Annotated in this window: 14 protein-coding genes; 12 read left to right on the top strand and 2 right to left on the bottom strand. The window is 64.5% G+C overall.

What is annotated here, in order from left to right:
* Positions 1 to 16: 16 nt before the first annotated feature.
* The gene (locus tag J4D28_RS04120) at positions 17 to 532 is read right to left on the bottom strand and encodes a DUF2062 domain-containing protein (protein ID WP_009047815.1); all 516 of its coding nucleotides are present in this window, start codon (positions 530 to 532) and stop codon (positions 17 to 19) included.
* A 148-nt stretch (positions 533 to 680) separates the two neighbouring features.
* Here J4D28_RS04120 and J4D28_RS04115 point away from each other — a divergent pair, with 148 nt between their 5' ends.
* The 12 genes from J4D28_RS04115 (at position 681) to J4D28_RS04060 (ending at position 12,154) form a co-directional block, all read left to right on the top strand.
* The gene (locus tag J4D28_RS04115; RefSeq protein ID WP_103331298.1) at positions 681 to 2,912 is read left to right on the top strand and encodes a DNA internalization-related competence protein ComEC/Rec2; all 2,232 of its coding nucleotides are present in this window, start codon (positions 681 to 683) and stop codon (positions 2,910 to 2,912) included.
* Positions 2,913 to 3,014: 102 nt separating this feature from the next.
* A complete protein-coding gene (locus tag J4D28_RS04110; RefSeq protein ID WP_009047817.1) occupies positions 3,015 to 3,650 on the top strand; it encodes a MotA/TolQ/ExbB proton channel family protein in 636 nt (211 codons plus the stop codon).
* Positions 3,647 to 4,075 (top strand): biopolymer transporter ExbD, encoded by a 429-nt coding sequence (locus J4D28_RS04105; protein ID WP_009047818.1) that lies wholly within the window; start codon positions 3,647 to 3,649, stop codon positions 4,073 to 4,075. Before J4D28_RS04110 ends, J4D28_RS04105 begins: the two co-directional genes overlap by 4 nt.
* On the top strand, positions 4,075 to 5,085 hold the full coding sequence (lpxK, locus tag J4D28_RS04100) for a tetraacyldisaccharide 4'-kinase (RefSeq protein WP_063429110.1): 1,011 nt from the start codon (positions 4,075 to 4,077) through the stop codon (positions 5,083 to 5,085). The genes J4D28_RS04105 and lpxK overlap by 1 nt, the downstream gene beginning before the upstream one ends.
* A gap of 23 nt (positions 5,086 to 5,108) precedes the next feature.
* Complete coding sequence (locus tag J4D28_RS04095) at positions 5,109 to 5,294, top strand: Trm112 family protein (protein WP_007931663.1); 186 nt, start codon at positions 5,109 to 5,111, stop codon at positions 5,292 to 5,294.
* Positions 5,291 to 6,055, top strand: a complete 765-nt coding sequence (kdsB, locus tag J4D28_RS04090; RefSeq protein ID WP_028683135.1) for a 3-deoxy-manno-octulosonate cytidylyltransferase — start codon at positions 5,291 to 5,293, stop codon at positions 6,053 to 6,055. Before J4D28_RS04095 ends, kdsB begins: the two co-directional genes overlap by 4 nt.
* On the top strand, positions 6,055 to 6,519 hold the full coding sequence (locus J4D28_RS04085; protein WP_007931667.1) for a low molecular weight protein-tyrosine-phosphatase: 465 nt from the start codon (positions 6,055 to 6,057) through the stop codon (positions 6,517 to 6,519). The genes kdsB and J4D28_RS04085 overlap by 1 nt, the downstream gene beginning before the upstream one ends.
* Complete coding sequence (gene murB / locus J4D28_RS04080; protein ID WP_103331299.1) at positions 6,516 to 7,535, top strand: UDP-N-acetylmuramate dehydrogenase; 1,020 nt, start codon at positions 6,516 to 6,518, stop codon at positions 7,533 to 7,535. Before J4D28_RS04085 ends, murB begins: the two co-directional genes overlap by 4 nt.
* A gap of 248 nt (positions 7,536 to 7,783) precedes the next feature.
* Positions 7,784 to 8,254, top strand: coding sequence for a (2Fe-2S)-binding protein (locus J4D28_RS04075; protein ID WP_009047823.1), 471 nt, complete (start codon positions 7,784 to 7,786; stop codon positions 8,252 to 8,254).
* Entirely contained in the window at positions 8,251 to 10,569 is a 2,319-nt protein-coding gene (locus tag J4D28_RS04070; RefSeq protein ID WP_016702176.1) for a xanthine dehydrogenase family protein molybdopterin-binding subunit, read from the top strand. The genes J4D28_RS04075 and J4D28_RS04070 overlap by 4 nt, the downstream gene beginning before the upstream one ends.
* Positions 10,569 to 11,564 carry an XdhC family protein gene (locus tag J4D28_RS04065; RefSeq protein WP_016702175.1) on the top strand — a complete coding sequence of 332 codons (996 nt, stop codon included), beginning with the start codon at positions 10,569 to 10,571 and terminating at the stop codon, positions 11,562 to 11,564. The genes J4D28_RS04070 and J4D28_RS04065 overlap by 1 nt, the downstream gene beginning before the upstream one ends.
* Positions 11,561 to 12,154: an NTP transferase domain-containing protein gene (locus J4D28_RS04060; RefSeq protein ID WP_009047826.1), complete on the top strand. Its 594-nt coding sequence runs from the start codon at positions 11,561 to 11,563 to the stop codon at positions 12,152 to 12,154. The genes J4D28_RS04065 and J4D28_RS04060 overlap by 4 nt, the downstream gene beginning before the upstream one ends.
* A 65-nt stretch (positions 12,155 to 12,219) precedes the next feature.
* On the opposite strand, the gene J4D28_RS04055 is transcribed toward J4D28_RS04060, so the two are convergent.
* Positions 12,220 to 12,330, bottom strand: a 111-nt coding sequence (locus J4D28_RS04055) for a transposase (RefSeq protein WP_036984840.1), incomplete at its 5' end; no start/stop codon positions are given.

The following is a 12,330-nucleotide window of genomic DNA, read 5'->3' as shown; positions in this document are numbered from 1 at the left end:
GAGGCCGTTTGCGTTTCTACAGCCGGCTCTGCCTGCGGCGGCGCCATTGCCGGCCGACCCACCAGCGCCAGTACAGCATGGTCAGGCAATAGGCGAGGGCGCCCAGCACCAGGCCGGCCACCACCGAGCCCAGCAGGAAGGGTTGCCAGAGGGTCGAGAGTTCGCCGCTGATCCATTCCCAGGTCAGCTCGTCGGGCAGGGTCCGGGCGGGCACGTTCATCAACCAGGCACCGACCTGATAGGTGCAGAAAAACACCGGCGGCATGGTGATCGGATTGGTCAGCCAGACCAGGCTCACGGCAATCGGCATGTTGCCGCGCACGGAAATGGCCAGCACCGCGGCGAGCAACATTTGCGCCGGGATCGGCATGAAGGCCGCGAACAGGCCGACCGCCATGGCACGTGCCACGGAGTGCCGGTTGAGGTGCCAGAGGTTGGGGTCATGCAGCAACGTGCCAAGAAAGCGTAAGGACTTGTGTTCCCTGATGCTGGTTGGATCTGGCATGTAACGTTTGAATAGGCGCCGGGGCATAAGGCTTCTCGGTCAGTTCAAGCGGCAAGTATGCCCGGATTCTAGAAGGCGCCCATTCAGACTTTGTGACAAATGATAAAGCTGGCGCCCTGTCCGCTGAGCTAAGCCAGAGAGTGGGAACACTCAAAAACTGCTCAAGGACGGGCTTATGCGCACAGGGATGCTGGCGTTGGCGGCGGGGCTTTTGAGCCTGCGCTTTTTGCCGGCGCTGCCAGCGATCGGATGGCTGGCAGTGCTGCCGGTGGTGGCCTTGATGCTGCTGCCGTTTCGCACCTATCCATTGGCTTTTTTCCTGTTGGGCCTGGCGTGGGCTTGCGTGAGTGCGCAATGGGCGCTGGACGATCGTTTGCCGGAACCGCTCGACGGACAGACCCGCTGGCTTGAGGGCCGGGTAGTGGGACTGCCGCAGCAGGCCGAGGGCGTGCTGCGTTTCGAACTGGAAGGCGGGCGGGCACGGCGCGGACGGATTCCCCAGCGCCTGCGCCTGGCCTGGTATGGCGGGCCGCCGGTGCACAGCGGCGAACGCTGGCGCCTGGCGGTAAAACTCAAGCGGCCCGCTGGGCTGGTCAATCTGCAGGCCTTCGATCACGAGGCCTGGCTGCTGGCCCAGCGCATTGGCGCAACGGGCACGGTCAAGGATGGGCAACTGCTGGCCGCCACGCAGGAGAGCTGGCGTGCGCGCATTCGCCAACGCTTGCTGCAAGTCGATGCCCAGGGGCGCGCCGGTGGCCTGGCGGCCCTGGTGCTGGGTGACGGCTCGGGGCTGAGCCGGGAGGATTGGCGTGTCCTGCAAGACACCGGGACCGTGCACCTGATGGTGATTTCCGGGCAGCACATCAGTTTGCTGGCTGCCGTAATGTATGCCCTGGTGGCGGGGCTGGCCCGCTACGGCCTGTGGCCCGGACGTTGGCCCTGGCTGCCCTGGGCCTGTGGGCTGGCGTTCGCTTCGGCCCTGGGGTACGGGTTGCTGGCGGGCTTCGATGTGCCGGTGCGTCGTGCCTGCGTGATGGTTGCCCTGGTACTGATCTGGCGCCTGCGCTTTCGTCACCTGGGGGCCTGGTGGCCGTTCCTGCTGGCGTTGAATGCGGTGCTGTTGTTCGAGCCCCTGGCCAGCCTGCAGCCAGGGTTCTGGCTGTCCTTTACCGCGGTGGCGGTGCTGATCCTGATCTTTGGCGGGCGTCTGGGGGGCTGGCGCTGGTGGCAGTCCTGGACCCGTATTCAATGGTTGATCGCCATCGGCCTGTGCCCGGTGCTGCTGGCGCTGGGGTTGCCCATCAGCCTCAGCGGGCCGCTGGCCAATCTGCTGGCGGAACCCTGGATCAGTCTGTTGGTGCTGCCGCCGGCGTTGCTCGGGACCTTGTTGCTGGCGGTGCCTTACCTGGGCGAAGGCCTGCTCTGGCTGGCCGGTGGTTTGCTGGATTTATTGTTCCGCGGTCTGGCGCTATTGGCTGCCCAATGGCCGGCGTGGATAGCACCGGCCATACCGCTCTGGGCCTGGAGCATCAGTGCGCTGGGGGCCTTTCTGCTGTTGTTGCCCGCGGGTGTGCCGCTGCGTCCCTTGGGATGGCCGATGCTGCTGTTGATGGTGTTTCCGCCGAAAAACACGCTGCCATACGGCGAGGCGGAAGTCTGGCAGCTGGATGTCGGGCAGGGCCTGGCGGTGCTGGTGCGGACTCGCGAGCACGCGATGCTGTATGACGCCGGCCCGCGTTTTGGTGATTCCGACCTGGGCGCCCGGGTAGTGCTGCCATCGTTGCGCAAGCTGGGCATCGCGCGCCTCGACCTGATGCTGCTCAGTCACGCCGATGCCGATCATGCCGGTGGCGCCGACGCCATCCAGCGCGGCTTGCCGGTGGCCAGGCTGGTCAGCGGCGATCCCGAGGGTTTGCCGGCCTATTTGTTGGCAGAGCCTTGCGCCAGCGGCGAGCAATGGCACTGGGACGGAGTACGGTTTTCTTTGTGGCAATGGACGGATGCGCAGAATGGCAACCAGAAGTCCTGCGTGATGCAGGTCGAGGCCAAGGGCGAGCGTTTGCTGCTGACGGGGGATATCGACGCCCTGGCGGAGCGCGCATTGCTGGATACCCCGCTGGCCGTCGAGACCCATTGGTTGCAGGCGCCGCACCACGGCAGCCGCAGTTCGTCGTCCCCGGCCTTGCTCAAGGCCCTTGCGCCTTCGGCGGTGCTGATTTCCCGAGGGCACGGCAATGGCTTCGGGCATCCGCACCCGCAGGTCGTCGAGCGTTATCGCCAGCAAGGGACCGCCATTTACGACAGCGCGGAGCAAGGAGCGCTACGGTTGATGCTGGGCACCTACACCGAACCGACGAGCCTGCGGGCGCAGCGACGCTTTTGGCGCAAATGGCCACTATCTCCTTAAATAACCGAGAGTTATTAAAGCCTGAAGGCATGCGACATCAGGTTCTTCGGTGCATTCGGCCCCTATGTTAGAGTGGCGCACTTTTTCGAGGGGACTGTCACTGTGTGGGAATTGGTCATATCCGGCGGCTGGATGATGTTGCCGATCATTCTGAGTTCCATTGTCGCGGTCGGCATCATTGCCGAGCGCCTGTGGACCCTGCGGGCCAGCCGCGTTACCCCGCCGCATCTGTTGGGCCAGGTGTGGCGCTGGATCAAGGACAAACAGCTGAACAAGGACAAGCTCAAGGAACTGCGCGCCCATTCACCCCTGGGCGAGATCCTGGCCGCCGGCCTGGCCAACTCCAAGCATGGTCGCGAGGTCATGAAAGAGTGCATCGAGGAAGCCGCCGCCCGGGTCATTCACGAACTGGAGCGCTACCTCAATGCCCTCGGCACCATCGCCGCCATGGCGCCGCTGCTGGGCTTGCTGGGGACGGTGCTGGGCATGATCGATATTTTCAGCTCGTTCATGGGCTCGGGCATGACCAGCAACGCCGCGGTGCTGGCCGGTGGTATCTCCAAGGCGCTGATTACCACCGCGTCCGGCCTGATGGTCGGTATCCCGGCGGTATTCTTCCACCGTTTCCTGCAACGCCGGGTCGATGAGCTGGTGGTTGGCATGGAGCAGGAAGCCATCAAGCTGGTCGAAGTGGTGCAGGGCGACCGCGACGTCGATCTGGCCGAGGGCAAAGCGTGAAATTCCGCCGCAAGCCACGGGAAACCATTGATATCAACCTTGCGTCGTTGATCGACGTGGTGTTTATCCTGCTGCTGTTTTTCGTCGTGACCACCACCTTTACCCGGGAAACCCAGTTGCGCGTCGAGTTGCCGGAGGCCGTCAGCGGCTCGCCGGCCGAAGACCAGCAGACCAAGCAGCTGGATATCGCCATCAGCGCCGACGGGGTGTTTTCGGTGAACAACCAGGTGCTGCCCAAGAGCGACCTGGCCAGCCTGATCGAAGCCTTGCAGAAGGAGTCGGCGGGTGACACCAACCTGCCGCTGTCCATCAGCGCCGATGGCAAGACCCAGCACCAGGCCGTCATTACCGCGATGGACGCCGCCGGCAAGCTCGGTTTCAGCCATCTGCGCATGACCACCGTCGAGGCGGCGCCAGCACCCTGATGGCCATGTCCGATCGTTTGCTCGCTGCCTGGTACAACGGCCATCCCGCGCTGAGCCTGTTGCGGCCCCTGGAATGGCTCTATCGCCGGGTGGTGGTGCGCAAGCGTGAACGCTTCCTGGCCGGCGAGGGCAATGTCTACCAGCCGCCGGTGCCGCTGGTGGTGGTGGGTAATATCACCGTGGGCGGTACCGGCAAGACGCCGCTGATCCTGTGGATGATCGAGCATTGCCAGCGCAGCGGGCTGCGGGTTGGCGTGGTCAGCCGTGGTTACGGCGCCAAGCCGCCGCAGTTGCCATGGCGGGTCGCCGCCGAGCAGAGCGCCGATATCGCTGGCGACGAACCCTTGCTGATCGTCCAGCGCACCGGCGTGCCACTGATGATCGACCCCGACCGCAGCCGCGCCGTGCGGGCCTTGCTGGCCGCCGAGCCGCTGGACCTGATTCTCTCCGACGACGGCATGCAGCATTACCGCATGGCCCGCGACCTCGAACTGGTGCTGATCGATGCCGCGCGCGGCCTGGGCAACCGGCGCTGCCTGCCGGCCGGGCCGCTGCGCGAGCCGGTCGAGCGCCTGCAAAGCGTCGACGCAGTGCTCTACAACGGCGCCAGCGACGATCGTGAGGATGGGTTTGCCTTTCGCCTGGCGCCCACCGCCCTGGTCAATCTGCAAAGCGGCGAACGCCGCGGGCTTGAGCACTTCGCGCCAGGGCAGGCGGTACATGCGGTGGCCGGTATCGGCAATCCGCAACGTTTCTTCACTACCCTTGAAACGCTACACTGGCAGCCTGTCCCGCATGCTTTTGCCGACCACGCCGAATACAGCGCGCAGGCGCTGAGTTTCACCCCGTCGCTGCCGCTGGTCATGACCGAAAAGGATGCGGTGAAGTGCCGTGCCTTCGCGGCTCCCGACTGGTGGTACCTGGCGGTGGATGCTGTGCCATCCCCGGCCTTCGTGGCCTGGTTCGATACACAGCTGATGCGCCTGTTGCCCGCTCGTCTTTTGCCTTAAACGCTTCTATCCAGGGAATTCTCATGGACACCAAATTGCTCGATATCCTCGCTTGCCCGATCTGCAAGGGACCGCTGAAGCTCAGCGCCGACAAGACCGAGCTGATCAGCAAGGGCGCCGGCCTGGCCTATCCGATTCGCGATGGCATCCCGGTCATGCTGGAAAGCGAAGCCCGCACCCTCAGCACCGACGAGCGCCTGGATAAATGACCACAGCCTTTACCGTTGTCATTCCAGCCCGATTCGCCTCCACCCGCCTGCCGGGTAAACCGCTGCAGTTGATCGCCGGCAAGCCGATGATCCAGCACGTCTGGGAACAGGCCTGCAAGAGCGCCGCCCAGCGCGTGGTGGTGGCGACCGACGATGTGCGTATCGTCGAGGCCTGCCAGGGTTTCGGTGCCGAAGCGGTGCTGACCCGCGAAGACCACAATTCCGGGACCGATCGCCTGGCGGAAGTCGCCAGCCAGCTGGGCCTGGCGGCAGACGCCATCGTGGTCAATGTCCAGGGCGACGAGCCGTTGATCCCGCCGGCGGTGATCGATCAGGTGGCCGCCAACCTGGCCGCCCACACCGAAGCAAGCATGGCCACCCTGGCCGAGCCGATCGAAGACGTCGAGACCCTGTTCAACCCGAACGTGGTCAAGGTGGTCAGTGACATCAACGGCCTGGCCCTGACCTTCAGCCGCGCCACGTTGCCCTGGGCGCGCGACGCCTTTGCGAAAAACCGCGACCTGCTGCCGGAAGGCGTGCCTTATCGCCGCCATATCGGCATCTATGCCTACCGCGCCGGCTTCCTGCATGACTTCGTCAGCTGGGGTCCGTGCTGGCTGGAAAACACCGAGTCGCTGGAGCAGTTGCGGGCCTTGTGGCACGGCGTGCGCATCCATGTCGCCGATGCCCTGCAAGCGCCGCCCGGTGGCGTCGATACCGCCGAAGACCTTGAGCGCGTTCGTCGCCTGCTGGAGGCCTGATGCGGGTTCTGTTTGTCTGCCTGGGCAATATCTGCCGTTCGCCGACGGCGGAGGGCGTATTGCGCCACAAGTTGCGCGAAGCGGGGCTGGCCGATCGGGTCGAAGTCGCGTCCGCCGGGACCGGCGAATGGCACATCGGCAAGGCGCCGGACAAGCGCAGCCAGCGCGCGGCGCTGTTGCGCGGTTACGACCTGTCGGCCCAGCGCGCCCAGCAGGTCAGCAGTGCGGACTTTGCCCGCTACGACCTGATCCTGGCCATGGACGAGAGCAACCTGCGCAACCTCAAGGCGCTGCAGCCGGCCCAGGGCAAGGCCGAACTGGATCTGTTCCTGCGTCGCTACGAGGCGGCGGTGGACGAGGTTCCGGATCCTTACTACGACGGTGAGCAAGGTTTCGAGCAGGTGCTGGACTTGATCGAGTACGCCAGCGACCGGCTGGTCATCGAGCTGAAGGGGCGCCTATGAGCTTGCATCTGCAGTCCCAGGTTTCCCTCAAGCCCTTCAACACTTTCGGTGTCGATGTGCGCGCGCAGCTGTTCGCCGAGGCCCACAGCGACGCCGACGTGCGTGAGGCGCTGGCCTATTCGGCGCAGCACCGACTGCCGCTGCTGGTGATTGGCGGCGGCAGCAATCTGCTGCTGACCGCTGATATTCCGGCGCTGGTCTTGCGCATGAGCACCCGGGGCATTCGCCTGCTGAGCGACGATGGCCAGCAAGTGGTGGTCGAGGCCGAAGCCGGCGAGACCTGGCACCCGTTCGTGCAATGGACCCTTGAGCAGGGCTTGTCCGGCCTGGAAAACCTCAGCCTGATCCCGGGGACCGTGGGCGCGGCACCGATGCAGAACATCGGCGCCTATGGGGTCGAGATCAAGGATGTGTTCGCCGGCCTGACCGCGCTGGATCGGCAGAGCGGCGAGCTGCGCGATTTCAGCCTGGAACAATGCCAGTTCGCCTACCGCGACAGCCTGTTCAAGCAAGAGGCCGGCCGCTGGCTGATTCTGCGGGTGCGGTTTGCCCTGGCCCGCAGCGAGCATCTGCATCTGGAGTACGGCCCGGTGCGCCAGCGTTTGAGCGAGCAGGGCATCGAGCAGCCGACGGCCAGTGATGTCAGTCGCGCCATTTGCAGCATCCGCAGCGAAAAGCTGCCGGACCCGACCGTGCTGGGCAATGCCGGCAGCTTCTTCAAGAACCCGGTGGTGCCCGCGGCGCTGGCGGCCGAGATCAGGCAGCGGCATGCGGGGCTGGTGGGTTATCCACAGGCGGATGGACAGGTGAAACTGGCAGCTGGCTGGTTGATCGAGCAGGCGGGCTGGAAAGGGTTTCGCGATGGCGATGCCGGGGTGCATCGCTTGCAGTCGCTGGTGCTGGTCAACTATGGCGGTGCCACGGGCTTGCAGTTGTTGAGCCTGGCGCGAAGGATCCAGCAGGATATCGCGGAGCGCTTCCATGTTCAGTTGGAGATGGAGCCCAATCTCTATTGAGCCCGTTGAGCTAAGCTCAGAGCGCACTAGCAAAGCCTTGCACGGGTTCACACCCTGCAAGGCTTTTTTGTTAATCGCGGCTTAACTTAGCCTGCTAACAATGCAACTATTTGTACCTCCAAAGGCCCGGTGAAGACGTCCCGTCTTCATAAGAGAGCCCATTAGCCTGAGTCGATCTGCTCCTGCAAGTCGTTGTACTCAACGGCAGATTGCTCGACCCCATAAACGGAAAATATGCGGGCGTGCCCATGATTACTCTGAAACTCAACGGTCAAGATCATCAACTGGATGTCACCGAGGACATGCCGCTGCTCTGGGCCATCCGCGACGTGGCGGGCTACAACGGCACCAAGTTCGGTTGCGGCATGGGCCTGTGCGGCGCGTGCACCATCCATATCGACGGCTCCCCGGCGCGCAGTTGCATCACGCCGATCGGCTCGGTGGTCGGGCAGAACGTCAGCACCATCGACAACCTGCACAGCGACCCGGTCGGCAAAGTCGTGCAGCAGGCCTGGCTGGACAGCGCGGTGGCCCAGTGCGGCTACTGCCAGGGCGGGCAGATCATGTCGGCCACCGCCTTGCTCAAGGTCAACCCCAACCCCAGCGACGAACAGATCGAAGCCGCCATGGTCGGCAACATCTGCCGTTGCGGCACTTACAACCGGATCAAGACCGCGATCCGCCAGGCGTCCAGCCACCTGAAGGAGGCCAAGGCATGAGCCAGCTGCCGAATGATTTTGCCTTGAGCAACCTCAGCCGCCGCGGTTTTCTCAAGGGCGTTGGCGCCACCGGTGCGCTGGTGCTGGCGGCCAGTTGGGGCTGGCAGGATGCCTTTGCCGAAGAGAAGAAGTTCGGTGCCGACGGCATGCCCCATGGCTGGGTCGATGACCCCAAGGTGTACGTGAGCATCGCCGCCGATGGCAGCGTGACCGTGCTCTGCAACCGTTCGGAGATGGGCCAGGGCGTGCGTACCAGCCTGAGCATGGTGGTTGCCGACGAGCTTGAGGCCGACTGGGCGCTGGTGAAGGTCAAGCAGGCGCCGGGCGACGAGGCGCTGTTCGGTAACCAGGACACCGACGGTTCGCGCAGCATGCGCCATTGGTACGAGCCGATGCGCCGCTGCGGCGCGGCCGCCCGGACCATGCTCGAACAGGCAGCGGCCGAGCAGTGGAAAGTCCCGCTGGCCGAGTGCCGGGCCCAACTGCATAAAGTGATCCACCAACCGAGCGGCCGCGAACTGGGCTACGGCGCCCTGGCCGCCGCGGCGAGCGCCCTGGCGGTGCCGACCCGCGACAGCCTGCGCCTGAAGCAGCCGGGCGAATTCCGTTACATCGGCAAGGAGGGCACTCGCGCCATTGACGGTGTGGATATCGTCAACGGTCAGGCGGTCTATGGCGCCGATGTGCATTTCGACGGCATGCTCTTCGCTACGGTTGCACGCCCACGGGTCTATGGCGGCAAGGTCAAATCCTTCGATGGCAGCGCGGCGCTGAAGGTCCCGGGCGTGATCAAGGTGCTGCAGATCGACAGCCGTCCGCTGCCGTCCGAGTTCCAGCCGCTGGGAGGCGTGGCGGTGATCGCCAGCAACACCTGGGCGGCGATCAAGGGCCGCGAGGCGCTGAAGATCGAATGGGACGATGGCGTCAACGCCGGCTACGACTCGATTGCCTACCGCAAGGAGCTGGAAGCCGCGGCGCTCAAGCCGGGCAAGGTGGTGCGCAGCACCGGTAACATCGACGAAGCCTTGAGCAGCGCCGACAGCAGCCTGGAAGCCTCCTACTACCTGCCGCACCTGGCGCAGGCGCCGATGGAGCCGATGGTCGCCGTGGCGCGCTTCAAGGACGGCCAGTGCGAAGCCTGGGCCCCGAGCCAGGCGCCACAGGTGACCCGCGAACGTATCGCCGAGCGCCTGGGTATTCCCTTCGACAAGGTGACGGTCAACATCACCCTGCTCGGCGGTGGCTTCGGGCGTAAATCCAAACCCGACTTCATCCTCGAGGCGGCGATCCTCGCCAAGGAAGTGCCGGGCAAGGCGGTACGGGTGCAATGGACCCGCGAAGACGACATTCACAACTCCTACTTCCACACCGTGTCGGCGGAATACCTCAAGGCCAGCCTGAACAAGGACGGCATGCCGTCCGGCTGGCTGCACCGCACCGTGGCGCCGAGCATCACCGCGCTGTTCGCCCCGGGCATGAACCATGAGGCCGCCTTCGAGCTGGGCATGGGCTTTACCAACCTGGCCTATGCGATTCCCAACGTGCGCCTGGAAAACCCCGAGGCCGCCGCGCATACCCGGGTTGGCTGGTATCGCTCGGTGTCGAACATCCCCCACGGTTTCGCCATCCAGAGCTTTGTCGACGAACTGGCCCACAAGGCCGGTCAGGACCCGTTGAAGTACCAGCTCAAGCTGCTGGGGCCGGATCGCCGGATCGACCCACGGACCTTGAGCGAAGAATGGAACTACGGTGAGTCGCCGGAGCGTTACCCGATCGATACTGCGCGCATGCGCGGCGTGCTGGAGACCGCGGCCAAGGCGGCGGGTTGGGGACGCAGCCTGCCCAAGGGCCGTGGCCTGGGGCTGGCGGTGCACTACAGCTTCGTCACCTATGTGGCGGCGGTGATCGAGGTCGAGGTCAAGGATGATGGCACCCTGATCGTGCACAAGGCCGATATCGCCGTGGACTGCGGTCCGCAGATCAACCCCGAGCGTATCCGCTCGCAATTCGAGGGCGCCTGTGTGATGGGCCTGGGCAATGCGGTGGTGGGCGAGATCAGCTTCAAGGACGGCAAGGTCCAGCAGGACAACTTCCATATGTATGAAGTGGCGCGCATGTCCCTGGCGCCGAAGGAGGTTGCCGTGCACCTGGTGACGCCGTCGGGCGATGTGCCGTTGGGTGGTGTCGGTGAGCCGGGCGTGCCGCCGATCGCGCCAGCCCTGTGCAATGCGATCTTTGCCGCCACCGGCAAGCGTATCCGCAACCTGCCAGTGCGTTATCAGCTGCAAGGCTGGCAACAAGCGAGCAAGGCCTGATGGACAGCGTTGATCTGAATGTCCTGCGCAGCGTGCTGGAATGGCGCCGCGCGGGGCAGCGCGTGACCTTGTACAGCGTGGTCCAGACCTGGGGCAGCGCGCCGCGGCCACCGGGCGCCATGCTGGCCTTGCGCGAAGACGGCATGGTGATCGGCTCGGTCTCGGGTGGTTGTATCGAGGACGACCTGATCGCCCGTTTGCACGATGGCCGCCTGCCTCAGGACGGGCCGCCGGTCCAGCTGGTGACCTATGGCGTGACCCGCGAGGAGGCCGCGCGTTTTGGCCTGCCTTGCGGCGGCACCCTGCGCCTGACCGAGGAGCGGGTTGGCGATCCGGCCTGGGTCGCCGAACTGCTGGCACGTTGCGAGGCGCATGAGATCGTCGCCCGGGAGTTGAACCTGAGCAGCGGCGAAGTGCTGCTGAAACCGGCCAGCAAGACCGACGTGCTGAGCTTCGATGACACGACCCTGCGGGCGATCTATGGCCCGCGCTGGCGGCTGTTGCTGATCGGCGCCGGGCAGTTGTCGCGGTATGTGGCGGAAATGGCGCGGCTGCTGGACTTCGAAGTGCTGATCTGCGATCCGCGCAAGGAGTTCGTCTACGGCTGGGAAGAGCAGCATGGGCGTTTTGTGGCGGGGATGCCGGACGATGCGGTGCTGAGCATCGAGACCGACGAGCGTACCGCCATTGTCGCGTTGACCCATGACCCGAGGCTGGATGACATGGCGCTGCTGACCGCGCTCAATTCCCGGGCGTTTTACGTCGGGGCGCTGGGTTCTCGGGTCAACAGTCAGAAGCGTCGGGAGAACCTAGCCCAGCTGGGGCTGGAGCCGCAGGCCATCGAACGCTTGCACGGGCCTATCGGCCTGCATATCGGCAGCCATACGCCGGCGGAGATTGCCTTGTCGGTGATGTCGGAGATCGTCGCCATCAAGAACGGCATCGACCTGCTGCAGAAAAAGCCGTCTCAAGTCACTGCGCAGGTGAGCGCTTGAGTCAGTCGCTGTGCGCGGTGGTCCTGGCCGCGGGGCAGGGCAGCCGTTATCGGCAGGCGGCAGGGGCCGGGCAGGACAAGTTGCTGGCTTCATGCCAGGGGCGGGACAGGGTGGTCAGGCCGGTAATCGAACAGGTCTTGAAGAACTTGCCCGCGTTGTTGGCTCGTAGGGTGTTGGTGACAACACCGGATCGCCGCGAAGTGATTGCCCTGGCTGAAGCCTATGGCTGCCAGGTGGTGCTTCTGGATTCGCCGGGCATGGGCGACAGCCTCGCGGCCGCCGTCGGAGCCTGTACCGATGCCAGTGGCTGGCTGGTGCTGCTGGGGGACATGCCCTTTATCCTGCCGTCGAGTATCGAAAGTGTGGCGCGGGGGCTGGGCGAGCGGATGATCAGGGTACCTGTGCATGACGGTGCCTATGGTCATCCGGTGGCTTTTGGCGCGGCCTTTGGGCAGGCGTTGCAGGGCCTGTCCGGGGATCGAGGTGCCAGGCCATTGTTTGCCGCGGGGCAGGTTGTCGAGGTAGAACTGGCGGATGCAGGCGTGTTGTGGGACGTGGATGTGCCGCAGGCGTTGGTTTTTACCGGTTGAGATCGTTGTGTTCGCTCTCGCAGCGGGCGTGATGATCAAAGAATCGCAGGCATAAAAAAGGTTCTTCACGGATTACCGGGAAAGACGCTCTTGATCTTCATGAAAAAGAATTCGCTATCCCGGTAACCGTATGCCATTCGTTTGATGACCTTTATTCGATTGTTTATTCCTTCCAA

The sequence above is a fragment of the Pseudomonas sp. GW531-T4 genome, from assembly GCF_017349615.1.
Classification (GTDB): Bacteria; Pseudomonadota; Gammaproteobacteria; order Pseudomonadales; family Pseudomonadaceae; genus Aquipseudomonas; species Aquipseudomonas chlororaphis_I.
The sequence above is the reverse complement of the archived record's forward strand: the minus strand, read 5'-3'. Positions and strand labels throughout refer to the sequence as shown.

Excerpts from the sequence above, each read along its gene's own strand:
- J4D28_RS04120 (WP_009047815.1), bottom strand. The coding sequence starts at position 532 with ATGCCCCGGCGCCTATTCAAACGTTACATGCCAGATCCAACCAGCATC.
- J4D28_RS04115 (WP_103331298.1), top strand. The coding sequence starts at position 681 with ATGCGCACAGGGATGCTGGCGTTGGCGGCGGGGCTTTTGAGCCTGCGC.
- lpxK (WP_063429110.1), top strand. The coding sequence starts at position 4,075 with ATGGCCATGTCCGATCGTTTGCTCGCTGCCTGGTACAACGGCCATCCC.
- J4D28_RS04095 (WP_007931663.1), top strand. The coding sequence starts at position 5,109 with ATGGACACCAAATTGCTCGATATCCTCGCTTGCCCGATCTGCAAGGGA.
- kdsB (WP_028683135.1), top strand. The coding sequence starts at position 5,291 with ATGACCACAGCCTTTACCGTTGTCATTCCAGCCCGATTCGCCTCCACC.
- J4D28_RS04085 (WP_007931667.1), top strand. The coding sequence starts at position 6,055 with ATGCGGGTTCTGTTTGTCTGCCTGGGCAATATCTGCCGTTCGCCGACG.
- murB (WP_103331299.1), top strand. The coding sequence starts at position 6,516 with ATGAGCTTGCATCTGCAGTCCCAGGTTTCCCTCAAGCCCTTCAACACT.
- J4D28_RS04075 (WP_009047823.1), top strand. The coding sequence starts at position 7,784 with ATGATTACTCTGAAACTCAACGGTCAAGATCATCAACTGGATGTCACC.
- J4D28_RS04070 (WP_016702176.1), top strand. The coding sequence starts at position 8,251 with ATGAGCCAGCTGCCGAATGATTTTGCCTTGAGCAACCTCAGCCGCCGC.
- J4D28_RS04065 (WP_016702175.1), top strand. The coding sequence starts at position 10,569 with ATGGACAGCGTTGATCTGAATGTCCTGCGCAGCGTGCTGGAATGGCGC.